This is a genomic window from Arthrobacter ruber, from assembly GCF_002954225.1.
Taxonomy (GTDB): Bacteria; Actinomycetota; Actinomycetes; order Actinomycetales; family Micrococcaceae; genus Arthrobacter_D; species Arthrobacter_D ruber.
Genome location: NZ_PPTH01000005.1, coordinates 18,487 through 43,066 on the forward strand (window position 1 = coordinate 18,487; position 24,580 = coordinate 43,066).

Here is a 24,580-nt window from a genome sequence, read left to right on the forward strand (position 1 = left end):
ACGACAGCGAGGAGGCAGGCGCTTCAGGACCTGCGGTGGGGCAGGTGGGCAACGCCGGCGGGCAGGGGAGGCAGTCCGGCGAACGTGCACACCATGTCGGACCAGGCCTCGAGGTGGCGGCGGACATCCGAGGTCTCGGGCGTCCACGACGCCCGGAGTTCGATGTCGATGGTGTCCGGGCGGTCGTCGAGGGTCCCGTAGCTCTCGGACAGGATCCTCGTGGCGGTGCCGCCCGTGCTGTGGTGCCGTGCGCCGTGGCTCTCGAGGGCCTCCACCAGCCATGTCCATGCGACGGACCCCAGCAGGGCGTCGTTGCCCATGTCGGGTTCGAGCTGTGCACGGATGTAGGTCACGATGCGGAACCGGCCGTTCCACACCTCGGAACCCTCGGGGTCGTAGAGGAGGATGAAGCGGCCCGTGGCGAGCTCCTCGGGCTCGGACGCCGCGAGGAACGTGCGCGCGGGCCCGTGCAGCGGCAGCGGCGCGGCTTCGAAGACCTCGGCGCCGAGGGCCACCGCGAACGGGGCGAGCCGGGAGGGAGCGGGGATCTCCTCGAGCCTGATCTCGCTGCGGCGGACGGCCTTCCGGAGACCGGACAGGGCATCGAGGAATTCCGTGGGAAGCTGAGGCGCGCCGCCGAGAGAATTCACCTCCGCAGGCTATGCCCTCGGGGGATCGGTTCCGCGGCGACGCGCCGGTGTGATCGTGCCGACGCGCCGGTGGACGGGTCCGCTCGGCTGCCGTTCGCGGCGTGTCCCCGTGCTGTTCAGCGACCCGGCACCCCTGCTTCCGGGAAGGAGTCCGTCAGGCGGAGACCTCCCGGCGGATGGCCGCGACGAAGGCGTCCACGTCCTCCTCCGTGGTGTCGAACGAGCACATCCAGCGGACCTCACCGGTGGCCTGGTCCCAGTCGTAGAAGCGGAAGCTCTCCCGGATGCGATCGGCGGCTCCGGGGGGCAGGAGGGCGAAGACGGCGTTCGCGGTGGTCTCCTGCGTGAGGGTCACCCCGGGGATGCCGCGGACGCCCTCGGTGAGGCGCGCGGCCATGGCATTGGCGTGCGATGCCGAGCGCAGCCAGAGATCGCCCTCGAGCAGGGCGATGAGCTGGGCCGAGACGAAGCGCATCTTGGACGCCAGCTGCATGTTGAGCTTGCGCAGGTAGTCCAGCCCGGTGGACGCCTCCTGGTCGAGCACGACGACGCACTCGCCGAACATGAGGCCGTTCTTCGTCCCGCCGAAGGACAGGATGTCAACGCCGGCATCGCGCGTGAATGCCCGCAGCGGCTGCCCCAGGGCTGCGGCGGCGTTCGCGAGGCGTGCGCCGTCCATGTGGACGCGCATTCCGCGCGCGTGGCAGTGGTCGGCGATGGCCCTGATCTCGGCCACCGAGTAGAGCGTACCGAGCTCCGTGGTCTGCGTGATCGAGACGGCCAGGGGCTGCGCGCGGTGCTGGTCGCCCCACCCCCAGGCCTCCCGGTCGATGAGTTCGGGGGTCAGCTTTCCGTCCGGGGTGGGCACGGACAGCAGCTTGATGCCGCCGACCCGCTCGGGTGCCGCGTTCTCGTCGACGTTGATGTGCGCCGTCTGCGGGCAGATCACGGCCCCCCAGCGCGGGAGGATGGACTGCAGCGACAGCACGTTGGCGCCCGTGCCGTTGAAGACCGGGTAGATGGAGATCCCCTCGCCGAAGTGGTGCTCCATCACCTCCTGCAGCCGCGCGGTGTACTCGTCCTCGCCGTAGGCGACCTGATGACCCTCGTTGGCCGCCGCGAGCGCCGCGAGGACCTCCGGGTGCACGCCCGAGTAGTTGTCGGACGCGAAACTGCGCCGCGTGCGGTCGTGCAGGGGTGCGGGGACGGTGGCTGGGCTCATGGTGTCGGTCACCGTCCCATTATCCCCGAGCGGCACCTATGCCCCGACGGCGTCGATGCGGGCACCGTTGACCTCGGTGGCCGCCGCGCCGGGCAGGGACGCCAGGACCCGGGCGAGGTCCTCGACGTGCGTGAAGCCGGGGAACCTCCGTTCGGGGTGCTGCTGCCGCAGGGCGTCGTCGACGAGTGCCTTGACGACGACGGCCGTCGCGGCCGCCCCGGTGCCGCCCCCGGCGAAGCCATGGGCCACGGCCTGCAGCCAGGCGTCCACGGACGCCTTCACGGCGGCGTAGGAGGCGTTGCCCGCGGTCGGCGCGGCGACCGCCGTCGCGCTCACGGCGGCGAGCCGTCCTCCGCGCTCGGACAGCTGGTCGTAGAACGCCCGGCTGGTGTTGAACAGCGTGAGGAACACCGACCGGTGGAGGGCCTCGTAGTCCGCCGTCGTCTGCGTGGTGATGCCCCGACCGCCCCGCCAGCCGCCCACGAGGTGGAACAGGGCATCGGCACCCCCGTGGTCGGCGAGTACGCGCTCGGCGAGCCCACCGACGGCCGACTCGTCCGTGAGGTCGCACACCTGCCGGTCCACACCCTCGAGCCCCTCGAACGCCACCGCGAGTCGCCCGGCGTCGGAGCCGACGGCCACGACGCCCAGACCGTCCGCGAGGAGCCGACGGGTGAGGGCGATGCCGGACGCGCTCGTGGCACCGGCCACGACGGCCGTCCGGGCACCGGGTGCTGCGCTCATGCGGCGTCCGCGGTGATTCCGGCGGTGGACTCGATGACCGGCTTCATCTTGCGCTCCAGGGCCTCGAAGAACATCGACAGCGGGAACTCGTCGTCGAGCACGGCGTCGGTGAGGGCGCGCGGCGGCCCCAGGAGCTCGAGGGCGTCGGGTCCCTTGGCCCAGACGGAGGCCGGGTGCGGGGTGACCGTCGCGGAGACGAGCTCGTACGCGACGAGCCAGTGCGCGATCTTCGGCCGGTCGATGGAGCGCCAGTACAGCTGCTCGATCTGCTCGCCGAGGGCCATGACGACATCGGCGGCCTCGTCCCAGTCGATGGTGAGCTTGGTGTCCGTCCAGTGCAGGACCCGGTGCTGGTGCATCCAGGCGAACAGGAGCTGACCGCCGAGGCCGTCGTAGTTGCGCACGCGGCTGCCGGTGATGCTGAAGCGGAAGATGCGGTCGAAGATGACGGCGTACTGCACGAGTTTCGCGTGCCTGCGTGCCTCGGGGGAGGCGTCGTCGTCGCGTTCGATCCGGACGGACTCGCGGAAGGCCGTGAGATCGCACCGCAGCTCCTCGAGCGAGTACAGGAAGAACGGCATGCGCTGCTTGATCATGAACGGATCGAACGGCAGGTCGCCGCGCATGTGGGTGCGGTCGTGGATGAGGTCCCACATCACGAAGGTCTCCTCCGTGAGCTTCTGGTCGTCGAGGAGTTCCAGGGCGTCCTCGGGCAGGTCGAGGCGCGTGATCTCCGCGGCTGCCCGGACGACGCGGCGGAAGCGGGCCGCCTCGCGGTCGGCGAAGATGGCGCCCCAGGTGAAGGTGGGTGTGGAGCTGACGGCGACCGTCTCGGGGAAGAGCACGGCGGAGTTGGTGTTGTAGCCCTCCGTGAAGTCGAGGAACCGGATGGGGACGAACAGTGCATTGGAGTAGGCGCCGGCTTCCAGCTCGCCGACGAACTCCGGCCAGAGGACCTCGATGAGCACGGCTTCGACGAGGCGGCTGGTGCTGCCGTTCTGGGTGTACATGGGGAAGACCACGAGGTGCCGCAGGCCGTCGACCCGGTCCAGCTGGGGCTGGAAGGCCAGCAGCGGCTCGAGGAAGTCCGGGACGGAGAAGCCGCTCGACCGCCAGGCGTCGAAGGCCGTGACGGTGCGGTCGAGATAGTCGGCGTCGTGCGGGAACAGGGGGGCGAGCTCCTGTACGGCGGCGGTGATGGAGGCGGTGTACGTCGCGGCGGCAGCGTGGTCCTCGGGGTCCGGGATGGATCCGTCCTTGACCTGCAGGAGGCGCAGGTGCTGCACCGCGGTCTTCAGTACGTGCCAGGCGGCCGTCTCCTGCGGGGTGCTGTCCAGTGATGCGAGGGGGGTGAGGGTCATTGCTCCTGCTTCCGGGATGTGCGGTGGTCCGTTTGTCGCGAGCGTAGCAACATGAACAGCTCCGCTTACGCCCCAGTGCGCCGTAGGACAGCAAAGCTTATGCTCATGGACCTGCACGCCGACCCCAGGGCCAGCCGGGCTTAGCCCCGAGGAGCCCGGGGACGCACGAAGGCCGGCCCGTGGGCCGGCCTTCGTGTTGATCCGTGCGGTCGCCCGTCGGTCATCCGGCGGGTACCAGCTTCATGGAGATGGAGTTGATGCAGAAGCGCTGGTCGGTGGGGGTGTCGAAGCCCTCGCCCTTGAAGAGGTGTCCGAGGTGCGAGTCGCAGCGGGCGCAGCGCACCTCGATGCGCTCCATGCCCAGGGAGCGGTCGTGCAGGTAACGGACCTTGTCCTCGGCGAGCGGGGCCCAGAAGGAGGGCCAGCCGCAGTGCGAGTCGAACTTCTCGTTACTCGTGAACAGTTCGGCGCCGCATGCGCGGCACTCGTAGGTCCCCGCCGTCTTCGCGTCGAAGTACTCCCCGGTGTACGGGCGCTCCGTGCCGGCCTTGCGCAGCACCTGGAACTCCTGCGGCGTCAGCTCCTGACGCCATTCGTCGTCGGACTTCTCGATCTCGGGCCGGAAGGTATCGCGTTCGGTAGTCATAGTGCGTGCAACGTCTACGAGTCGCCAATAAATCCCGAGCCGGAGTACAGGTGCAGGACGGGGATGCCCAGCTTGTCCTGCGCCCTGTTGGCCCAATCGGTGTGGAAGGTGTCGGCCATCGCATGCGGCCGCGTGATGACGACGGCCTGAGTGGCCGCGGTGTCCGCGGCCTCCTGCACGAGGGCCTCGACGGGGTTGCCCGTGGTCGTCCGGCCGCGTGCGGCGAACCCCTCGTCCGTGAGCAGCCGGAGCGACGCCGCCAGGGCACTGCGGGCCGCGTCCTCGTCGTGGCGCCGGTCGTCGGGGGAGAAGGACCGGAAGGCCTCCCCGACCTCCAGCAGGCTCAGGTGGCGGAAGAACTCGCCGAGGACGGACTCGTTGCGGTCCTCCGGGATCAGGACGACGACGTCCGCGGGATCGTCCCCTTCCAGGGTCCGCAGGTTCACCAGGTCGGGACGGGTCAGGGCTTCCTCGGCCAGGACGATGATCGTTTGCGTCATGGCGTCACTGTACTGCGGGGCCCTCCCATCCGCCGCGAGTCGCGCGACGCGCCCGCCGTGCTCGGCCGCCCGGGGCGGAAGCAGGGTAGAAATGGAGGCATGGCAACTGAGATGTCGACGGCCGCGGTCCACCGGATCCCTGCGCCCTGGCTCAAGTGGACGGCGCTCGGGGTCGGGGCGGGGGCCGCCCTCGCGTCCTCGGCCGCCGGCGCGGTCTCCGGACTCGCCGTGTACTTCGCACGGCAGATCGTGATCCCGGCGCGTGGCCGCGACGAGAACCTGGACATCCTCGCCGTCCTCGGACCCGCCGGGAACCAGAGCGTGATCCTCCCCGCGAACGACGACACGACCGTCGAGGGCACCTACAGCCTCCACTTCGACAAGGGCACGGGCCACGCCCGGATCGGGGCCATCCGCTCCTACGTGCCGCGCGAGGGGACGGTCGAGCGCGAGGTGGAGAAGGTGTACACGGGCGATCTCGCCTCCGCGACCCGCGGCTGGTGGGGTGGCGCGGTCTACCCCTCGCCGTCGGCCATGGGGTTCGCCGACGAGGAGGTCATCATCCCCGTCGAGGGCGGCTCGGCCCCGGCCTGGCTCGTCCGGGCGGAGAAGCCCGCCCGGACGTGGGCGATCATGGTGCACGGTCGAGGCGCGTCACGCGCCGAGGCGCTGCGAGCCCTCACCCCCGCGCGTCGCCTCGGACTGACGAGCCTGGTGCTGTCGTACCGGAACGACGGCGAGGCGCCGTCGGCACCGGACGGCCGCTACGGCCTCGGCATGACCGAATGGCAGGACGTCGACGCCGCGATCGACTACGCGGTGTCGCACGGGGCCCGCGACGTGGTGCTGTTCGGCTGGTCCATGGGCGGGGCCATCGTCCTGCGCACCGCGGACCTCTCGCGGCACCGACGCCGCATCGTCGCCCTGGTGCTGGACGGCCCGGTCATCAACTGGATGGAGGTGCTCGCGCACCACGCGGAGCTCAACCGGATCCCCGCGCCCGTCGGCAGGCTCGGACAGTACCTCCTGGCGAACCCGCGGGCACGCAGGATCACGGGCCTGGCCGCGCCGCTGGACCTCAAGAGCATGGACTGGATCGCCCGCGCGGAGCAGCTGACCCTGCCCACCCTCGTGCTGCACAGCGAGGACGACGAGTTCGTCCCGATCGGTCCCTCCGCGAACCTGGCGGCGAAGAACCCCGCCTTCGTGACCCTCGAGCGGTTCCACCGCGCGCGCCACACCAAGGAGTGGAACGTGGACCCGCAGCGGTGGGAGTCCGTGGTCGAGCGCTGGCTCGACGGTCTCCTGTTCGGGCGGACCCTTCCCGGCGGGAAGGTGCCCGACGCCGGGACGCCCGAGCCTACTGCGCTTCCCTGATCTTGCGCTTGATGCGTCCGAGCATGGCGGCCATGCCGCGCATCCGCAGGGGAGTGATGGCGCGGGTCAGGCCCAGGCGGTCCGGCACGTCGTCCGGCACGGCGAGGACCTCGTCGGCCGGCAGCCCGTCGAGTCCCTCGAGGAGCACCCCGGCGAACCCGCGCGTGGTCGGGGCCTCGCGGGGTGCCGAGAAGAACAGGTGCACGGGCCGCTCGGGCTCCGCGCCGATCTCCATGGTCAGGAACAGCGGGCTCTGGCACTCGACCACCTGCTCCAGCAGTTCGGGGTGGTCGCCGTAGCGCTCGGGCAGGTCCGGGAGTTCCCGGGAGAAGTCGAGCAGGAGCTGCAGCCGGTCGGGCTCGGACAGGTCCTGGAAATCGTCGATGATCTCGGCGAGCTTCGCCGGGACGGCCCCGGCGGTCATCGGGCGGCCTGCGCCCTGACCGCGGGCACCTCGCCGGGCTCGCTGCCGCGGACGATCGGGACGCGCACGGCGTTGCCCCACTCGGTCCACGAACCGTCGTAGTTGCGGACGGTGTCGAAGCCGAGGAGGTGCTTCAGCACGAACCAGGTGTGGCTGGATCGCTCGCCGATCCGGCAGTACGCGACGACGTCGTCGCCGTCCTGCAGGCCCGCCTCGTCCCGGTAGATCGCATCGAGCTCGGCGCGAGGACGGAACGTGCCGTCCTCCGCCGCGGCCCGCGCCCACGGGACGGACTTCGCGGTGGGGATGTGACCGCCGCGCAGGGCGCCCTCCTCGGGGTAGGCAGGCATCGTAGTGCGGGCGCCCGTGTACTCGTCGCCGGAGCGGACGTCGATGAGCGGCTTGCCCAGATGCGCCAGGACATCGGTCATGTAGGCACGCACCGACGCGTCGTCCCGCTCGACGACGGGGTAGTCCGTGGGTGCCACCTCGGGCCTGTCCGTGGTCAGGGCACGGCCCTCGGCGACCCACTTGTCGCGGCCGCCGTCGAGCAGGCGCACGTCCTCGTGGCCGAAGAGGGTGAAGACCCAGAGGGCATAGGCGGCCCACCAGTTGCTCTTGTCCCCGTAGATCACCACGGTGGAATCACGCTCAATGCCCTTGGCGGCCATGAGGCGGGCGAAGCCCTCGCCGTCCACGTAGTCGCGGGTCACCTCGTCGTTGAGTTCGGTGTGCCAGTCGATCTTCACGGCGCCGGGCACGTGCCCGGTCTCGTACAGCAGGACGTCCTCGCTGGACTCCACGACCACCAGGCCGTCCGCCCCGAGGTTGTCGGCGAGCCACGCTGTGGAGACGAGACGTTCCGGGTGGGCGTACTCGGCGAACTTGTCCTGCGGGTCTGGAGACAGGGGCATTGCGGCCTTTCGTGGGGCTGTGAGCACGCGCGGCGCGCTCCTCGGGTGTCCTTCCACCTAGCCTAACCACGCGATGCGGCAATTGCTTCCGCGTCTGCTGCTGCGCAGCGACCGCCCTGCCCGGCCCCTGAGGGCAGCCCGGTCAAGGGCCCGCGGCCCCCGTCCTCAACCCGGCGGACGCGCCTGCTTGCCGTAGTCTTGCCTAGCGGAGCGGCACCTGCCGGGCCGCCGCCCTCGCCCCTTGCCGGAAACAGAAAGCGGTCCAGATCCGTGCCAGCCATCGAACACCTGACAGAGCGTTCCCCCAAGGTCTCCGTCGATGAATTGCTGGACGGGTTCTACCCCTCGCCGCGCTTCGGCGACGTGTCCTTCGACTCCTACCGCCCCGACCCGCAGCAGCCGTCGCAGTCCGCGGCCGTCGCCAAGCTCCGGGACTTCGCCGTCGCCGTCAACGAGCCGGAGCCCTCGGGACTGCGGAAGCTGTTCGGTGGGAGGAAGGACCCCACACGGGCCGGCCTGTACCTCGACGGCGGGTTCGGCGTCGGGAAGACACACCTCCTGGCCTCGCTGTGGCACGCGTCCTCCGGGAGGAAGGCGTTCGGCACGTTCGTCGAGTACACCAATCTCGTGGGAGCGCTGAGCTTCCGCAAGACGGTCGAAGCGCTCAGCGGCTACAGCCTGGTCTGCATCGACGAGTTCGAGCTCGACGACCCCGGGGACACCGTGCTGATGTCCCGCCTCATGCGGGAACTGGCCGACGCCGGCGTCAAGCTCGCCGCGACCTCCAACACGCTGCCCGGCTCGCTCGGCGACGGACGCTTCGCCGCCGAGGACTTCCAGCGGGAGATCCAGGTCCTCGCCGACCAGTTCGAGGTCGCGCGGATCGACGGCGAGGACTACCGCCACCGCGGACTGCCCCAGGCCCCGGAGGCGATCGACGACGCCGCCCTGCGGGACCGGATCGCCTCCTACTCGGGGGGCGTGCTCGCGGAGGACGACTTCGCGTCCCTCATCCGGCACCTCGCGGACGTCCACCCGAGCCGCTACCGGCAGCTCCTGGACGGCGTCGACGCCGTGGCATGGCACAACGTGCAGACCATCACCGAGCAGTCCGTGGCGCTGCGCTTCGTGGTCCTGGCCGACCGTCTGTACGACCGCGACGTGCCGATCATGGCCAGCGGCACCACCTTCGACAACCTCTTCACCGAGGAGATGATGGGTGGCGGCTACATGAAGAAGTACTACCGTGCGGTCTCCCGCCTGACGGCCCTCGCGCGGCAGGGGAGCGACGTCCCGAGCTAGGTGCTCCACGCTTCGCGGTGATCATCCCCGGACGCCAGGTCGATCACGTCGCGGACGGAGACGCAAGAAGCGCCGGTGCCGCCTCTCGGCGGGACCGGCGCTCCTTCATTGCCAGGCTGGGATCACACGGCCGGCGGAGGCGTGGGGGCGTTGCCGCCCTTACCGTCCTTCTTGTCGATCTGGTCGACCATCTGCGAAGCCTTCATCTGCACCCCGCTGATGTGACGCGAGTACTTGCCATGGGTCCTGCTGTCGACGAAGCCGCCAGCCTTCCCGATGCCGTTCTTCACCTTGTCGGAATTACCGCCGATGAATTCGGTCGCCTTACCCGCGAGGGTGCCGGCCCTGCCCTTGAGCCCGTCCAATAAACCCACGGACACCTCCTTTCGGTCGTGGAAACGCAGTCCCGTTTCCGCTCCTCCAAGCATAGGCGAGGAAGATGGGCGTGTCCTGGGAGGAAGAGCTACCGATCTCGGGCATGAAAATGGCCGGTCCTCGCGAGGACCGGCCGGTGCTATCCGAGCGGACGACGGGATTCGAACCCGCGACATCCACCTTGGCAAGGTGGTGCTCTAGCCAGCTGAGCTACGTCCGCAAAAAAGCGCCCCCGAGGGGGCGCCGTCGTGGGCGATACTGGGATCGAACCAGTGACCTCTTCCGTGTCAGGGAAGCGCGCTACCGCTGCGCCAATCGCCCATTTTCATGGTGCTCGTTCTGTAACGAGGTGGGGACGGGATTCGAACCCGCGTATACGGCTTTGCAGGCCGCTGCCTCGCCTCTCGGCCACCCCACCGTGACCGGAGGAGCTCCGGTCACCGGACTGATCCGGCCATACAGTGACTTGCGAGCGGACGACGGGATTCGAACCCGCGACATCCACCTTGGCAAGGTGGTGCTCTAGCCAGCTGAGCTACGTCCGCAGAAGAAAAACAACCTCCGAACCGCCGCTCGACGTGGTGCATTTCGCGGTAGTTCTNGCCGCTCGACGTGGTGCATTTCGCGGTAGTTCTTCGTTTTCCAACGAGAAAAAACTCTATAGGACGTTTGGGGGTTCGTCCAATCGGCGGCTCCCGGCGCCTACTGCGGTGCGCACCGGCACCGCCCGCAGGGCGCGGGTCCGCGGCGCGGCCTGTCAGAGGCACCTGAGAGACTGGACCCATGACCGCCCCGCTCCTCGCCCACGCGACGCCCCACGGCAGGATGTACGCCCGCTCGACGACGGAACAGCCCTCCGTCCCGTCGATCACCACGGTGATCTCGCAGCTTCCCACCTCACTCGGGGGCTGGTTCGGCCACATGGCGGCCAGCGCGCTCTCGCGGGATCCCCGGCTGCCCGTCGCGCTCGGCAACCCGTCCGAGCTGCGGTCGGCGGTTCGCGATGCGGCCTCCGCGGCCGAGCGCTACCGCGACGAGGCCGCCCTCCGCGGTACGCGCGTGCACCACTACTGCGAGCAGGTCGCCCTGCGAGCGCTGGGGCGTCCCGAGGAGCTCGACGCCGCCCGCCTGGCCCTGGAGGAGAACGGCGAGACGGGCTTCGCCGACCGGTTCGACGACTGGTGGGACCTCTACGACGTGCGGCCGGTGGAGCCCGAACTGACCGTCTGGAACACCGAGCTCGGCTACGCGGGAACCCTGGACCTCGTCGCCACCATCGGCGGGCGGACCTGCCTCATCGACTACAAGACCAAGAACACCGACCGGGACGGCTTCGTGAAGGCCCTCGACGACAAGGTGGTCATGCAGCTCGTCGCGGGGATGAAGGCCGAGGAATGCCTCGTGGACCCCGAGAAGGGTGAATGGCGCGCGTGGCCGCACGGGGACCAGCCGCTGCTGCTCGGCGTCGCCGTCGGGCAGACCGAGGTGCGGGCCATGCGTGCCAACCCGGAGGTGCTGAGGACCCACTGGCTCCGCTTCTGCGCGCTGCGGCGCGCCTGGGAGGCGGGGCTGCTCGCCGAGGAGGCCGGCCGCGCTCTGCTGCCCGTCAGTCCGCCGCCCTCCGCCGCCGTACCGACCGGGTCGGCCCTCCCCGCCTGACGCACGGGCGCGGATCGGGCTGCCCGGCACACCCGGTCGGCCATCCCCGCCTGACGCACGGGCGAGGGTTCGGCCCTGCGACGGTCGTCGGCCGTTCCGCCAGGGCCGCACGCGGGGTTGCCCCGGCGACCCGTCCGGCGACACGGCACTAGGATTGTCGGGAGCCTCGCGGCCGCAGCAGGACCGCGGGCATCCCGTACTCCTGTTCTGCGCGCCCCCGCGCAGCCCGTGACCGAAGCGAGGAACCGAGCACCGATGGCCGTCCTGAGTATCCGCATGATCGGTGATCCGATCCTCCGCACACCGGCCGCCGAGGTGACCGACTTCGGACCGGAGCTCGCGCGGCTGGTCGAGGACATGACCGAGACCATGATCGACGTCCAGGGTGCAGGGCTGGCCGCACCCCAGGTGGGGATCGGGCTGCAGGTGTTCACCTATCGCGTGGACGGGGTGCGGGGCCATGTGGTGAACCCGGTGCTCGAGACCGACGGTGCGTCCCAGGGCGAGTCCGACGTCGAGGGGTGCCTCTCCGTGCCAGGGCTCGGCAGCTTCGTGGACAGGACGGAATGGGCGCGTGTCACCGGCAAGGACGTGTCCGGGCAGGACGTCGTGGTCGAGGGGAGGGGCATGCTCGCCCGCGCCCTCCAGCACGAGACCGACCATCTGCGCGGCACCCTGTACATCGACCGGCTCCAGGGCGAGGACCGCAGGAACGCCCTCCGTGCCATCCGGAGCGCCGACTACAACCGCGTGACCTCCCGGACCGCGGCCGAGCGGTCCAGGACGCTCGGGTCGAGCTTCACACCGGGATCGCCTCCCGCTCCCGGCGGCACCGGTGCCTTCGGCCGGACCACCCGATGAGGGTCCTCTTCGCCGGAACGCCCGAGGTCGCCATCCCCTCACTGCGGGCGCTCGTGGACGCCGGGTTCGACGTCGCCGCGGTCCTCACGCGCGTCGACGCCCCGGTGGGGCGCAAGAGGGTGCTGACCCCGAGCCCCGTCGCTGTGGCCGCCGAAGCGCTCGGACTCCCGGTGCTGAAGGCCAACCGCTTCACGACGGAGCTGATCGGCGCACTCGCGGCCCTCGATCTCGACGCCGCGGCCATCGTCGCCTACGGGGGGATCGTCCCGCCGGCAGGCCTGGCCGTGCCGAGACACGGCTGGATCAACCTGCACTTCTCCGTCCTGCCCGCATGGCGCGGTGCGGCCCCCGTGCAGCACGCCGTGCTCGCCGGGGACGCGATCACGGGTGCCACGACCTTCCGTCTCGAGGAGGGGCTGGACACCGGGCCCGTCTTCGGCGTGATGACCGAGACCCTCGAACCCTCCGCGACGAGCGGCGAGGTGCTGGAGCGCCTGGCGTCGAGCGGCGCCGTGCTGCTCGTGCAGACCCTCGCGGGCATCGACGCCGGTCAGGTGACGGCGACGCCGCAGGCAGGGGAGCCGAGCCTCGCACCCAAGCTGAGCATCGACCACGCGAGGATCCGCTGGTCGGACCCCGCCCCTGCGGTGCGCCGCCGCGTGAACGCCGTGACCCCCGAACCGGGGGCCTGGAGCCTGCTCGACGGACAGCGGCTGAAACTCGGTCCGGTCCGCCCCGCGTCGGTCGGACACGGGGCGTCGGCCGACGTGGCCGTGCCCGGGGTGCTGGCGCCGGGCGCGGTGCGCCTGGCCGGGCGGGAGGTCCTCGTGGGAACGGGCACCGATCCACTGGCCCTCGGTGAGGTCCAGCCGGCAGGCAAGAAGATGATGAACGCCCTCGACTGGGCACGGGGCGCGATAGCGCGCGGAGAGCTGGTGTTCGAGTGAGTGAGACCGGAGGCAATGATCGCGGTTCCAGGGGAGCCGGCACGCCGCGCGGCCCGGGCGGTACCGGGCAGGGTGGCAACCGGCGCCGCAACGAGCAGGGGCGCGAGCGCAACCGCGGTGGTGAGCGCCAGTACTCCTCCTCCGCGCCGTCCCAGCGCACGCGGCGCGCCGACCCGGCACGCCTCGTCGCCTTCGAGGTCCTGCGTGCCGTCGCCGCCGAGGACGCCTACGCCAACCTCGTCCTGCCGGCGAGCATCCGCAAGCACCGCCTGGACCGGCGCGATGCCGGCTTCGCCACCGAACTCACCTACGGTGCGCTCCGGGGCCAGGGAACCTACGACGCCGTCCTGGCTCGCTGCGTGGACCGCCCCCTAGACCAGCTCGACCCCGCGGTGCTCGACGCCCTGAGGATCGGCGTCCACCAGCTCCTCGCCATGCGCGTCCCCGCCCACGCGGCGCTCGACCAGACGGTCGGGCTCGTCCGCGCGGTCATCGGGGCGGGCCCGTCGTCGCTCGTGAACGCGGTCCTCCGCAAGGTGGCAGCACGCGATCTCCAGGGCTGGATCGGCGAGCTCGTGTCCGGCATGACGGATGCGACCGCCATCGCGTCCCTGACCTACAGCCACCCCGAGTGGATCGTGCGCGCCCTGCGCCAGGCGCTCGTCGCCCACGGGCGCGACGTCGCCGAGATCGACGCGCTGCTCGCCGCCGACAACGCAGCGCCCGTGGTGCACCTCGTGGCCCTGCCAGGGCTCGCCACCGTGGACGACGCCCTCGCCGAGGGCGCCGAACCGGGACGCCTCGCGCCCGGCTCGGCCTACTACTCCGGCGGGGATGTCAGCCGGCTCCCCGGCGTCTCGATCGGGACCCTCCGGGTGCAGGACTCCGGCTCCCAGCTCGTGGCCCGCGCCCTGGCGGGTGTCCCGCTCGACGAGCGGGAGGCACAGGGCCCCGAGCGCTGGCTCGACCTGTGCGCCGGCCCCGGCGGCAAGACGGCCCTGCTGGCGGCACTGGGCCAGGACGCCGGCGTCCACCTGACGGCGAACGAGCCGGTCCCGCACCGCGCCCAGCTGGTCCGCCAGGCGCTGCGACCGCTGCCGGAGGACTCCTGGACGGTGCGGGTCGGTGACGGGCGCGATCTCGGACGGGAACAGCCCGGCGCCTACGACCGCGTGCTCGTCGACGCCCCGTGCACGGGTCTCGGCGCTCTGCGGCGTCGCCCCGAGTCGCGGTGGCGTCGCCGGCCCGCGGACCTGGTGACCCTCGCTCCGCTGCAGCGCGAACTGCTGGCCTCGGCCCTGGACGCCGTCGCGCCGGGTGGCGTGGTGGCCTATGTCACCTGCTCACCGCACCACGCCGAGACGGACGCCGTCGTCGACGACTGCCTGCGCAAGCGCGAGGGGTTCGAGCGCCTGGACGCGGGCGCTGCGCTCGACGCCGTGAGCATCGGTGGAGCGCTCGGGGCGGGACACGGCGCGAGCGCCCAGCTGTGGCCGCACGTGCACGGCACGGATGCCATGTATCTCGCACTCATCAGGAAGACTCCCTGACGAGGACTCCGCACCGAGGATTCCGCACCGAAGACTCCGCACCAAGGATTCCGCACCAAGGATTCCGCACCGAAGACTCCGCACCAAGACACCCGGCCGCTGCCCCCTGAGGGCGCGGGCCCCGGGGCAACGAAGGGAAGAACCGTGACGCACCTGCGTATCAACCCGAGCATCCTCTCCGCCGACTTCGCCAACCTCGAGTCCGAACTGCAGCGGATCGGCACCGCCGATGCGGTGCACGTGGACGTCATGGACAACCACTTCGTGCCGAACCTGACACTCGGCCTGCCGGTCGTCCGCCGGATCCAGGAGGTCAGTCCGCTCCCGCTGGACGTGCACCTCATGATCGAGGACGCCGACCGCTGGGCACCTCTCTATGCCGGGACGGGAGCGGCGTCCGTCACCTTCCACGCGGAAGCGGCGACCGCCCCGATCAAGCTCGCACGGGAACTGCGGGACACCGGGGCGAAGGCCGGGATGGCGCTGCGCCCTGCGACGCCGGTGGAGCCCTACCTCGACATGCTCGCCGAACTCGACATGCTGCTCGTGATGACCGTGGAACCCGGCTTCGGCGGGCAGTCCTTCCTGGACCTCACCCTGCCGAAGATCCGCCGGGCGGCAGCGGCGATCCGCGGGGCGGACCTTCCCCTGGTCATCCAGGTGGACGGCGGCATCACCGAGGAAACCATCCTCCGCGCGGCCGATGCCGGGGCGACCGTCTTCGTCGCGGGTTCCTCCGTCTATGGCGCCGACGATGCCGCCTCCGCCATCTCGGCCCTGCGCTCCGCGGCGTCCCGTCCGGCCTGAGGCCCGGCCCTGCCGGTCAGGTGGAGGGCGGGTCCGTCACCGTGATCCGAACGGACAGCGCCGAGCCGGCAGCCTCCTTCAGGACGGCGAACCGCGGGTCGGGCACGGTGAGGAAGGGGACCTGCGGCAGCTTCGCGAAGGCCGTCAGGGCGGGTTCGCCGAGCACCGCGGCCGCGAGCGTCCTATCGCCCCCGAGCTGGAGGCACGACGGCGGGTGCGCGCGGAACACCGCGGCCGCCCTCACCGCGGTCTCCTCGACGAGGGCGTCCGCCTGGTTGGCGCGTCGCCGGGCGAAGCGCTGCTGGGACCATCCGCCGGCGGCGGTCCTGCCCTGCACGTACCGCGTGCCCGTCTTCGAGGCCAGCACCTGACCCGCCGCGGCGACTCCCACCGAGTAGCCGCCCCGCCGGATCAGCAGCAGTCCCACGGTGGTGGCCGTGTCGATCCCCGACAGCAGCGAGGGAACGAGGCCGTCGGCATCCGGCGACGACTCCTCGGCTGCACCGGACGCGGGCGGAATGCTCCCCTCCGTGGTCGCGCGGGATCCTGTACCCGCGCGCGATCCGGCAGCGGACTCCCCGCCCGGTCGTGCCCGGGGCAGGAGGGGTGGGGTCAGGAGGGCCGTGCACCCGTTCCCGGCGACGACGTCGAGGGAGCCGTCGTCACGGCCCGTCGCGAGGCTCACGGTATACGGACCGTTCCGCGCCTCGAACCGTGCGAGCCAGCCGTCGAGCCGCCGGGCGTCGACGAGCACGGACCTGGTCGGGGACATGGAGCTCCTTCGAGGGCGACGGTGGAGGCTGCGGAGGCGGCACCGCACGGCACCGGACCCGTCAGAGGCCCACAGTAACGTTGGGGCTGTGAATGATCTATTCAGCGCGGCGGCCGACGACGACGCGGACGACGTCCCCTCCAGCACCTCCCGTGCAGCGGGGACGGTGCGGCCGCGCAGTCCCCTCGCCGTCCGGATGCGGCCGCGCACGCTGGACGAGGTGGTCGGCCAGCAGCACCTGCTGGGCCGCGGATCGCCGCTGCGCACCCTCGCCGGCGAGCACGACCCCGGCGCGCATGCGGCGCCGTCATCGGTCATCCTGTGGGGACCGCCGGGGACCGGCAAGACGACGCTCGCGCACGTGATCGCCCGCGGCCAGGGCCGGAAGTTCGTCGAACTGTCGGCCATCACCGCGGGCGTCAAGGACGTGCGGCGCGTCATGGACGAGGCGCTCACCTCCCGCGACCTGTACCGGCAGACGACCGTGCTGTTCCTCGACGAGATCCACCGCTTCAACAAGGCTCAGCAGGACGCCCTGCTGCCCGGCGTGGAGAACGGGTGGGTGGTGCTGATCGCGGCCACCACCGAGAATCCGTCGTTCTCGGTGGTGTCACCGCTGCTCTCGCGCTCGCTGCTGCAGACCCTCCGGCCGCTCGACGAGGCGGACATCCGGGGCCTGCTCGAACGCGCGGTCGACGACGAACGCGGGCTCGCCGGGACGGTGGAGGTCTCCGGGGACGCCCTCGAGCACCTCGTCCGGCTGGCGGCAGGGGACGCGCGGCGCGGGCTGACGGCCCTGGAGGCGGCCGCCGGCGTCGCCCGGTCCGAGCGGGAGTCGCACTCCGCCGCGCACCAGCCCGACGGGCCGGTCGGCCACGGGGGAGAGGACGCCGAGGACGCCGAGCAGGAGGACGGCCAGGAGGCGCTCCCCGCGCTCGTCACCCTGGACCATGCGGAGAAGGCGGTGGACGTCGCCGCCCTGCGCTACGACCGCGCGGGGGACCAGCACTACGACGTGGCGAGCGCGTTCATCAAGTCGCTCCGCGGGTCGGACGTGGACGCGGCGCTGCACTACGTCGCGCGGATGCTCGAGGCGGGCGAGGACCCGAGGTTCATCGCCCGCCGGCTGATGATCTCGGCATCCGAGGACGTCGGCATGGCCGATCCCACGGCGCTGCAGACCGCGGTCGCCGCCGCGCAGGCCGTGCAGCTCGTCGGCATGCCCGAGGCGCGCATCATCCTCGCCGAGGCGGTGGTGCACATCGCCACCGCGCCGAAGTCCAACGCGGCGTACAACGGCATCAATTCCGCCATCGCCGATGTCCGGGCGGGCCGCGGGCAGGGTATCCCCGCCCACCTGCGGGACGCGCACTACCCCGGGGCGAGCCAGCTCGGGCACGGCAAGGGCTACGTGTACTCCCACGACGAGCCCCACGGCATCGCGCTGCAGCAGTACGCCCCGGACGACCTCGTGGGACGGGACTACTACGAGCCCACCGACCGGGGTTCGGAGCGGGACATCTCCGCCCGCCTGGCGCGGCTGCGCAGGATCATCCGCGGGAAGTAGCAGCGGGGGCGGCGCCGTGTGCGGGCGGCGATTCGGCTGCGTGACCCGCGCACTGCTAATATTGGTCGCTGACTGGCAAGTCGTCGTGTACCAGTCGTCCTCCCGTGGTCCGCAGCAGGTCTCCTGCCGCGCGGTGCGGGTCGGCGACCAGGGTCGCGGCGGACTGTAGTACCGGGAAGCGGCCAATCCCGGCTCTCCGCATGTGGAGGCCAGCGACACCAGGAAGTGCGGACGCCCCCGTGGCTGTCCGCTTCTTCGCCGCAAAAATCATCGAAAGGTAAACGTGGCTAACAACACACGTGCCCGCCGGAAGGTCCGCATCTCGCGAGCCCTCGGCATCGCCCTCACCCCGAAGGCGGAGAAGTACCTCGAGCGCCGGCCGTACGCGCCGGGCCAGCACGGCCGCGCGCGTCGCAAGCAGGACAGCGACTACGCCGTACGCCTGCGCGAGAAGCAGCGTCTGCGCGCGCAGTACAACATCCGCGAGGCGCAGATGGCCCGCATCTTCGAGGAAGCCCGCCGCACCGCAGGCCTGACCGGTGAGAACCTGATCGAACTCCTCGAGATGCGTCTCGACGCCCTCGTCCTCCGTGCAGGCTTCGCCCGCACGAGCGCCCAGGCGCGTCAGCTCATCGTGCACCGTCACATCATGGTCGACGGCGCCCGCGTGGACCGCCCGTCGTTCCGCGTGGCCGAAGGCCAGCTCATCCACGTCCACAGCCGCAGCGAGACCATGGTCCCGCTCCAGGTTGCTGCCGCCGGTGCGCACCGCGACGTCCTCCCCGCCGTCCCCGGCTACCTGGACGTCCAGCTCGACAAGCTCCAGGCACGCCTCGTGCGTCGCCCCAAGCGCTCCGAGGTCCCCGTGACCTGCGAAGAGCAGCTCGTCGTCGAGTACTACGCACGCTAGACGCCCCGACGCCGGCGGAGTCCGCAGGCGCACAGCGCGAAGGCTGAACGAAGAGCCCGTGGCAACCGCCGCGGGCTCTTCGTTCTGTAAGGTACTAGGAGCACGAATTCCCATGCCGCTCGTTCAAGGCGGTGTACCCCTGCGTAAAGGAGACCGCCCATGTCAGGTGGAGATATTGCCGGCCTGATAGCTGCCGGCGTATTCGCCGTCCTGGTCCTGCTGCTGGCCGTGCCGATCTGGAAGCTCGGCCGCGTGTTCGACGAGCTGCGCAAGGCGATCCGCACCGTCACCGACGAGACGACGCCGCTGATCGGGGAGGTCACGAGCACCGTGAACACCACCCACCAGCAGCTCAAGGCCGTGGACGGCATCACCACCAACGTGTCCGACGCCTCGGCCAACATCTCCGCGCTGTCATCGCTCGTCGCGGCCACGATCGGCGCCCCGCTCATCAAGGTCTCGGCGTTCTCCTACGGCGTCCGCTCCGCCCTCGCCGGCCGCACGTCCCCCGCCCGCCGCCGCCGCAGCCGCTAGCACCCAACGAACGGAGAGAGAACGATGATCAGAAGAGTCTTCTGGCTCGCCGCCGGTGTCACCATCGGCGTCGTCGCCGTCCGCAAGGTGTCGAAGGCGAAGTCCACCCTCGGGCCCGAGGGAGTGAACCGCGCCGTCGGGCAGATCAGCGACAGCATCGCCGACTTCGCCGATGCCCTGCGCTCGGCCATGACCGAGCGCGAGAACGACCTCCGCGCCGCGCTCGGCGTCGAGGCGCCCGCCGCGCCCTCCGCGCCCTCCACCTCCGCTCCCGTCGACGCCGTCCCGGCCTCCCGCCGCTCGCTCCGCTAGGACGCACCACCCTCCCGACGCCGGCAGCGGGGCCGCAGCCTCCGCCCGCCCGGGCGGAGGCTGTCGCCTGCGACCGGGCACCCCCGCTCGGGCCGGAGTCTCCGCGTCCCGACCCACCACCGAAGGATCGCCCCCATGAAGTCCCACGAGATCGCCAGCCGCTGGCTGAGCTACTTCGAGAAGAACGGGCACACCGTCGTCCCCTCGGCGTCGCTGATTTCCTCCGACCCGTCACTGCTGTTCACCGTCGCCGGCATGGTGCCGTTCATCCCGTACCTCACCGCGCGCGAGGTGGCCCCGTACGCGCGGGCCACGAGCGTCCAGAAATGCATCCGCACGGGGGACATCGAGGAGGTCGGCAAGACCGCGCGGCACGGCACGTTCTTCCAGATGTGCGGCAACTTCTCGTTCGGCGACTACTTCAAGGCCGAGGCCATCCGCATGGCGTGGGACCTGCTGACCCGCGACGTCGCGGACGGCGGGTTCGGGCTGCCTCCCGAGAGGCTCTGGATCACCGTCTACCACGAGGACGACGAAGCGCTGGCGATCTGGCGCGACAGCATCGGCGTGCCGGCCGAGCGTATCCAGAAGATGGGCAAGAAGGACAACTACTGGTCCACCGGCCAGCCCGGGCCGGCCGGTCCCTGCTCCGAGATCTTCTACGACCGCGGACCCTCCTACGGCGTGGACGGCGGCCCCGAGGCCGACGACACCCGCTATGTGGAGATCTGGAACCTCGTCTTCATGCAGTACCAGCGCGGCGAGGGGACCGGCAAGGACGACTTCGAGATCCTCGGCGAGCTCCCGAAGAAGAACATCGACACGGGCCTGGGCCTCGAGCGCCTCGCGATGATCCTGCAGGGCGTCGAGAACATGTACGAGACGGACCAGGTGCGGCCCGTCCTCGACCGCGCTGCGGCACTCAGCGGCAGGACGTACACGAGTGCGGAGTCGCCCGACGACCCGCACCACACCGACGACGTCCGGCTGCGCGTCGTCGCCGACCACATCCGCTCCTCCCTGCTGCTCATCGCCGACGGCGTCACCCCCTCCAACGAGGGCCGCGGCTACGTGCTGCGCCGCCTCATCCGCCGGGCCGTCCGCGCCATGCGCCTCCTCGGCGTGGAGAAGGCCTGCCTGCCGGAGCTGCTGCCCTCCTCGCGGGACGCCATGAAGGGCGTGTACCCGGAGGTCGAGACCGACTTCGAGCGCATCAGCCGCATCGCCTACGCCGAGGAGAAGGCGTTCCTGCGCACTATCGCCTCGGGCACCGCCAGGCTCGAGGAGGCGGTCCGCGAGTCCCTGGCCGAGGAGCGACCGCTGTCCGGGCAGGACGCCTTCACCCTCCACGACACGTACGGGTTCCCGATCGACCTGACGCTGGAGATGGCCGAGGAGGCCGGCCTGGCGGTGGACGCCGACGGCTTCCGCTCCCTCATGCTCGAACAGCGGCAGCGCGCCCAGGCGGACGCCCGCGGCAAGAAGGCCGGCCACGCCGACCTCACGGCTTTCACCGAGCTCCTCGGCCGCGGCCAGACGGTGTTCACCGGCTACGACGAGCTCACCACCGAGGCGACGGTCGTCGGCGTGCTGGACAAGGGGCAGTCGATCCCGAGCGCGCTCCAGGGCGACGAGATCGAACTGGTCCTCGACCAGACCCCGTTCTACGCCGAGGCGGGCGGCCAGGCCGCCGACGTCGGCCTCATCACCGGCGACGGATTCGTCGTCGAGGTCCTCGACGTCCAGCGCCCGATCAAGGGCCTCAGCGTGCACCGCGCGGTGGTCCGCGAGGGCGAGATCGCCCCGGGCGCGACGGTGGTCGCTGCCGTCGACCGACAGCGCCGGCATGCGGGGGAGCAGGCCCACTCGGGGACGCACATCGTCCACGCGGCGCTCCACGAGATCCTCGGCCCCGAGGCGCTCCAGCGCGGCTCGTTCAACAAGGCCGGGTACCTGCGCTTCGACTTCTCCTGGGGCGAGGGCATCAGTGCCGCGGCGCGTTCGGAGATCGAGGAGGTGTCCAACATCGCGATCCGCAACAACTACGAGGTCGAGACGAAGATCATGTCCCTCGCCGATGCGAAGGCCCTGGGGGCCACCGCGCTGTTCGGCGAGGCGTACGGCGACACCGTCCGCGTGGTGGAGATGAACGCGGAGTTCTCGCGGGAACTCTGCGGCGGCACCCATGTGGCCTCGACCTCGCTCATCGGGAGCCTCACGCTGCTCGGTGAGCAGTCGGTCGGCTCCGGCAACCGGCGGGTCGAGGCCCTCGTCGGGCTCGACGCGTTCCGTCACCTCGCCGCGGAGCGGGCCCTCGTCTCCGAGCTCTCGGAGATGCTGAAGGTTCCCTCCGCCCAGCTGCCGGAACGGCTCTCGGCCACCCTCGGCAAGCTCAAGGCCGCCGAGCGCGAGCTCGACCGGCTGCGCAAGGAACAGCTCGCCGTCGCGGCCGCGTCGCTCGTCGACACCGTCGTGGACGTCGACGGTGTGCGCCTCATCGCACACGACGCCGGCGAGGTGGGCGGTGCGGACGACCTCCGCACGCTCGTGCTCGATCTGCGCGGACGGCTCGGGTCGGACGCGGCCGTCGTCGCCGCGACGGCCGTCTCCCAGGACCGCCCGCTCGTCCTCGTCGCCACCAACGAGGCCGCGCGCGCCGCCGGTGTGAAGGCCGGCGCCCTGGTGCGCACGGCGGCGAAGGTGCTCGGAGGAGGCGGTGGCGGCAAGGACGACGTCGCCCAGGGCGGTGGATCGGATGCCTCGCGCATCCCCGATGCGCTGTCGGCCATCCGCACCGCGGTCGCGGAACGCTGATCGACGCGGTGACGGGCGAGGCCGGGGGAGCGGGGGGCGCGCCCGACGCTCCCTACCCGCACGGCCCGAAACTCGGCGTGGACGTGGGGCAGGTCCGGGTGGGTCTGGCCGGCTGCGACCGTGACGGCCTGCTCGCCACACCGATCCGGACCCTCACGCGGGATCCCCGGAGGAACGGCGACGTGCGGATCCTCGTGCGGGAGGCCGTGGAGCGCGGCGTGGTGCAGATCATGGTGGGTCTGCCGAAGAACCTCAGCGGCCGGGAGGGCGCGTCCGCCGAGATGGCGCGGACCTATGCGGGGCTGCTCGTGGAAGAACTCCGGCGACAGGCCCACCCCGTGCCGGTACGCTTGGTGGACGAGCGGCTGAGCACGGTGTCGGCCCACCGCTCGCTGCACGCGGCTGGTTTGAGCAGCCGCGAGCATCGTAAGGTGGTGGACCAGGTGGCTGCCGTCGAAATTCTCCAGCATGCCATCGACATGCAGCGTTCACGTGGACGGGATGTGGGGGATCCGGTTCCTGTGCGTGAGGCGGAGGACGCCCGCCGCCCACTGCTGACCCCAACAGAGGAGCCAGTCATCAAGGACAGTTCGACGAGCAGGAGGGACCCGGAATCATGAACAACCGTACCCGGCAGACCCCTGCCTCCCCCGAGTTCGACGACCAGCACGACGCCTACGCCGGTGACCACGGGCATCCCGAACCCGTCGAGGAGTTCTTCGCATCGCAGGAGTCGAACCGGCGCCGCCGCCCGCCGTCGGACGCGAAGCGGCGCAGGCGCCTCCGGCGCACCGTCGTCATGGTCGTGGTCGTCCTGCTGTTCGCCGGCACCGTCTACGGTGCAGCGCTCATGCTGCGCGATTTCCTGGGCTTCAACGAGGTGACCGACTACGCGGGGCCGGGGGGCGAGGAGACCGTCTTCGCCGTGACCGAGGGCGCCGGTGCCCTCGCGATCGGCAACGGACTGGAGAGCGCCGACATCGTCGCGGATTCCGAGACCTTCGTGGCCGCCCTCGCCGCCATCGCCGAGGGCCGCGAGGTCCAGCCGGGCGAGTACGAGATGCGCCTGCAGATGCCCGCCGCCGATGCCGCCGAGGCCCTCCTCGGCGAGGATCCTTCCCTCGTCTCCTACGCCGCAGTGGCCCGCGACCTCCGCCAGGGCGAGGTGTTCGACATCCTCAGCACCTCCACGGGCATCCCGCGCACCGAGTTCGAGGCCCTCGCGGCGAGTCCCACGCAGTTCGGCCTTCCGCAGCAGGCGCTGTCCCTCGAGGGATACCTGCACCCGGGGGAGTACCGTTTCGACGTCGAGGCCACGGCCACGGACATCGTCACCGAGATGGTGAAGGCCACGACCGACCGCCTCGCGCAGGACGGCGTGACCGATCCCTCCGAGCAGTACCGGATCCTGACGATCGCGAGCATCGTGCAGGCCGAGGCGCAGCAGGGCGACTACGCCACGGTCGCGGGTGCCATCAACAACCGCCTCACGCCCGGGAACACGGAGACCAACGGCTTCATCCAGTCCGATGCCTCCGTCACGTACGGTCTCGGCAAGCGCAGCTACCAGCTCACGGACGAGGAGAAGCAGGACACCTCCAACCCCTACAACACCTACGCCAACCCCGGCCTGCCGAAGGGTCCCATCGGTTCCCCCGGCGACGAGGCGATCGACGCGACGGTCAACGCGGCGGACGTCCCGTTCTACTTCTGGGTGACCGTCGACCTGGACACGGGCGAGACCAAGTTCTCCGAGACCTACGCGGAGCACCTGCGCTACGTCGACGAGTACCTGGCCTGGTGCACCGACCACCCCGGGCGCTGCGAGTAGGTGGCGCCGGCCGGACCTGCCGCGCCCGCCCTCCGGGCCGCCGTGATCGGCTTGCCGATCGGGCATTCGAAGTCACCGCTGCTGCATGCCGCGGCGTACCGTGCGATCGGCGTCGACTGCTCCTACACGGCGGTCGAAGTCGATGAGGCGGGGCTCGCCGCGTTCATCGCCGGCGTCCGGGCCACGCCGGCCTGGCGGGGGCTGTCCGTCACGATGCCGCTGAAGGCCGCCGCGGCACGGCTCGTGGACACCACGACCGCGCCCGCGTCCGTCCTGGGCGTGATCAACACCGTCGTCGTCACCGGCGAGGGACGCGGCCGGGTCCTCACGGGCCACAACACGGACGTCGTCGGGGTGGCGCACGCGCTGGCCGGCGCCGGCGTCCGGACCCCTGGACACTCCGTGGTCCTCGGCGGCGGCGGGACCGCGGCGGCCGCCCTCGCGGGCCTCGCGCAGCTCGGCGCGCGGACCGCCGCCGTGCTGGTCAGGCGCCCCGAGGCG

25 protein-coding genes and 4 tRNA genes are annotated in these 24,580 nt (G+C 71.1%); 15 read left to right on the forward strand and 14 right to left on the reverse strand.

Annotation, left to right across the window (positions count from 1 at the left end; genetic code table 11):
* Positions 1 to 23 precede the first annotated feature (23 nt).
* The 6 genes from CI785_RS00200 to CI785_RS00225 form a co-directional block, all read right to left on the reverse strand.
* Entirely contained in the window at positions 24 to 650 is a 627-nt protein-coding gene (locus CI785_RS00200) for a DUF3000 domain-containing protein (RefSeq protein WP_105030103.1), read from the reverse strand.
* A gap of 154 nt (positions 651 to 804) precedes the next feature.
* The gene (locus CI785_RS00205; RefSeq protein ID WP_105030124.1) at positions 805 to 1,872 is read right to left on the reverse strand and encodes a threonine aldolase family protein; all 1,068 of its coding nucleotides are present in this window, start codon (positions 1,870 to 1,872) and stop codon (positions 805 to 807) included.
* Between the two features lie 36 nt (positions 1,873 to 1,908).
* Entirely contained in the window at positions 1,909 to 2,616 is a 708-nt protein-coding gene (locus CI785_RS00210; RefSeq protein ID WP_105030104.1) for an SDR family NAD(P)-dependent oxidoreductase, read from the reverse strand.
* Complete coding sequence (locus CI785_RS00215; RefSeq protein ID WP_105030105.1) at positions 2,613 to 3,977, reverse strand: DUF6421 family protein; 1,365 nt, start codon at positions 3,975 to 3,977, stop codon at positions 2,613 to 2,615. The genes CI785_RS00210 and CI785_RS00215 overlap by 4 nt, the downstream gene beginning before the upstream one ends.
* A gap of 220 nt (positions 3,978 to 4,197) precedes the next feature.
* A complete protein-coding gene (msrB, locus tag CI785_RS00220; RefSeq protein WP_105030106.1) occupies positions 4,198 to 4,623 on the reverse strand; it encodes a peptide-methionine (R)-S-oxide reductase MsrB in 426 nt (141 codons plus the stop codon).
* A 14-nt stretch (positions 4,624 to 4,637) separates the two neighbouring features.
* Positions 4,638 to 5,123 carry a hypothetical protein gene (locus CI785_RS00225; RefSeq protein ID WP_105030107.1) on the reverse strand — a complete coding sequence of 162 codons (486 nt, stop codon included), beginning with the start codon at positions 5,121 to 5,123 and terminating at the stop codon, positions 4,638 to 4,640.
* A 99-nt stretch (positions 5,124 to 5,222) separates the two neighbouring features.
* Here CI785_RS00225 and CI785_RS00230 point away from each other — a divergent pair, with 99 nt between their 5' ends.
* Positions 5,223 to 6,500: an alpha/beta hydrolase family protein gene (locus CI785_RS00230; RefSeq protein WP_240614909.1), complete on the forward strand. Its 1,278-nt coding sequence runs from the start codon at positions 5,223 to 5,225 to the stop codon at positions 6,498 to 6,500.
* Here CI785_RS00230 and CI785_RS00235 read toward each other — a convergent pair.
* Entirely contained in the window at positions 6,484 to 6,924 is a 441-nt protein-coding gene (locus tag CI785_RS00235) for a SufE family protein (RefSeq protein WP_105030109.1), read from the reverse strand. The two genes, CI785_RS00230 and CI785_RS00235, sit on opposite strands and share 17 nt — an antisense overlap.
* Positions 6,921 to 7,838 carry a sulfurtransferase gene (locus CI785_RS00240; RefSeq protein ID WP_105030110.1) on the reverse strand — a complete coding sequence of 306 codons (918 nt, stop codon included), beginning with the start codon at positions 7,836 to 7,838 and terminating at the stop codon, positions 6,921 to 6,923. The genes CI785_RS00235 and CI785_RS00240 overlap by 4 nt, the downstream gene beginning before the upstream one ends.
* A 270-nt stretch (positions 7,839 to 8,108) precedes the next feature.
* Between CI785_RS00240 and zapE the strand changes: the two genes are divergently transcribed.
* Positions 8,109 to 9,140 carry a cell division protein ZapE gene (gene zapE / locus CI785_RS00245; protein ID WP_105030111.1) on the forward strand — a complete coding sequence of 344 codons (1,032 nt, stop codon included), beginning with the start codon at positions 8,109 to 8,111 and terminating at the stop codon, positions 9,138 to 9,140.
* A 122-nt stretch (positions 9,141 to 9,262) separates the two neighbouring features.
* Here zapE and CI785_RS00250 read toward each other — a convergent pair whose 3' ends face one another.
* From CI785_RS00250 to CI785_RS00270, 5 genes are all read right to left on the reverse strand, one after another.
* Positions 9,263 to 9,514: an antitoxin gene (locus tag CI785_RS00250; RefSeq protein WP_240614910.1), complete on the reverse strand. Its 252-nt coding sequence runs from the start codon at positions 9,512 to 9,514 to the stop codon at positions 9,263 to 9,265.
* Between the two features lie 147 nt (positions 9,515 to 9,661).
* Positions 9,662 to 9,735 (reverse strand) — tRNA-Gly (locus tag CI785_RS00255).
* 29 nt (positions 9,736 to 9,764) lie between these two features.
* A tRNA-Val gene (locus CI785_RS00260) sits at positions 9,765 to 9,836 on the reverse strand.
* A gap of 26 nt (positions 9,837 to 9,862) precedes the next feature.
* Positions 9,863 to 9,933, reverse strand: a tRNA-Cys gene (locus CI785_RS00265).
* Positions 9,934 to 9,986: 53 nt separating this feature from the next.
* Positions 9,987 to 10,060, reverse strand: a tRNA-Gly gene (locus CI785_RS00270).
* A gap of 238 nt (positions 10,061 to 10,298) precedes the next feature.
* On the opposite strand from CI785_RS00270, the gene CI785_RS00275 reads away from it, so the two are divergent.
* From CI785_RS00275 to rpe, 5 genes are all read left to right on the forward strand, one after another.
* Positions 10,299 to 11,174, forward strand: coding sequence for a cytochrome (locus CI785_RS00275; RefSeq protein ID WP_105030113.1), 876 nt, complete (start codon positions 10,299 to 10,301; stop codon positions 11,172 to 11,174).
* A 255-nt stretch (positions 11,175 to 11,429) separates the two neighbouring features.
* Positions 11,430 to 12,035: a peptide deformylase gene (gene def / locus CI785_RS00280; protein ID WP_105030114.1), complete on the forward strand. Its 606-nt coding sequence runs from the start codon at positions 11,430 to 11,432 to the stop codon at positions 12,033 to 12,035.
* Positions 12,032 to 12,982, forward strand: a complete 951-nt coding sequence (locus CI785_RS00285; protein ID WP_105030115.1) for a methionyl-tRNA formyltransferase — start codon at positions 12,032 to 12,034, stop codon at positions 12,980 to 12,982. Before def ends, CI785_RS00285 begins: the two co-directional genes overlap by 4 nt.
* Positions 12,979 to 14,532 (forward strand): RsmB/NOP family class I SAM-dependent RNA methyltransferase, encoded by a 1,554-nt coding sequence (locus CI785_RS00290; protein ID WP_105030116.1) that lies wholly within the window; start codon positions 12,979 to 12,981, stop codon positions 14,530 to 14,532. Before CI785_RS00285 ends, CI785_RS00290 begins: the two co-directional genes overlap by 4 nt.
* Before the next feature lie 144 nt (positions 14,533 to 14,676).
* On the forward strand, positions 14,677 to 15,339 hold the full coding sequence (rpe, locus tag CI785_RS00295; protein ID WP_105030117.1) for a ribulose-phosphate 3-epimerase: 663 nt from the start codon (positions 14,677 to 14,679) through the stop codon (positions 15,337 to 15,339).
* 16 nt (positions 15,340 to 15,355) lie between these two features.
* Here the strand turns inward: rpe and CI785_RS00300 are convergent, their stop codons facing one another.
* Positions 15,356 to 16,111, reverse strand: a complete 756-nt coding sequence (locus tag CI785_RS00300) for an acVLRF1 family peptidyl-tRNA hydrolase (RefSeq protein ID WP_105030118.1) — start codon at positions 16,109 to 16,111, stop codon at positions 15,356 to 15,358.
* Positions 16,112 to 16,199: 88 nt separating this feature from the next.
* Here CI785_RS00300 and CI785_RS00305 point away from each other — a divergent pair, with 88 nt between their 5' ends.
* The 8 genes from CI785_RS00305 to CI785_RS00340 form a co-directional block, all read left to right on the forward strand.
* Positions 16,200 to 17,678 carry a replication-associated recombination protein A gene (locus tag CI785_RS00305; RefSeq protein ID WP_105030119.1) on the forward strand — a complete coding sequence of 493 codons (1,479 nt, stop codon included), beginning with the start codon at positions 16,200 to 16,202 and terminating at the stop codon, positions 17,676 to 17,678.
* Between the two features lie 283 nt (positions 17,679 to 17,961).
* Positions 17,962 to 18,588 (forward strand): 30S ribosomal protein S4, encoded by a 627-nt coding sequence (gene rpsD / locus CI785_RS00310; RefSeq protein WP_055771608.1) that lies wholly within the window; start codon positions 17,962 to 17,964, stop codon positions 18,586 to 18,588.
* A 159-nt stretch (positions 18,589 to 18,747) separates the two neighbouring features.
* Positions 18,748 to 19,122, forward strand: a complete 375-nt coding sequence (locus CI785_RS00315) for a DUF948 domain-containing protein (RefSeq protein WP_105030120.1) — start codon at positions 18,748 to 18,750, stop codon at positions 19,120 to 19,122.
* A gap of 24 nt (positions 19,123 to 19,146) precedes the next feature.
* Positions 19,147 to 19,434, forward strand: a complete 288-nt coding sequence (locus CI785_RS00320; RefSeq protein ID WP_338064861.1) for a hypothetical protein — start codon at positions 19,147 to 19,149, stop codon at positions 19,432 to 19,434.
* Positions 19,435 to 19,569: 135 nt separating this feature from the next.
* Positions 19,570 to 22,248 (forward strand): alanine--tRNA ligase, encoded by a 2,679-nt coding sequence (alaS, locus tag CI785_RS00325; protein WP_105030121.1) that lies wholly within the window; start codon positions 19,570 to 19,572, stop codon positions 22,246 to 22,248.
* Positions 22,249 to 22,325: 77 nt separating this feature from the next.
* The gene (gene ruvX / locus CI785_RS00330; protein WP_240614911.1) at positions 22,326 to 22,868 is read left to right on the forward strand and encodes a Holliday junction resolvase RuvX; all 543 of its coding nucleotides are present in this window, start codon (positions 22,326 to 22,328) and stop codon (positions 22,866 to 22,868) included.
* The gene (gene mltG / locus CI785_RS00335; RefSeq protein WP_105030123.1) at positions 22,865 to 24,079 is read left to right on the forward strand and encodes an endolytic transglycosylase MltG; all 1,215 of its coding nucleotides are present in this window, start codon (positions 22,865 to 22,867) and stop codon (positions 24,077 to 24,079) included. Before ruvX ends, mltG begins: the two co-directional genes overlap by 4 nt.
* Positions 24,080 to 24,580, forward strand: a 501-nt coding sequence (locus CI785_RS00340; RefSeq protein ID WP_420808200.1) for a shikimate dehydrogenase family protein, incomplete at its 3' end; no start/stop codon positions are given.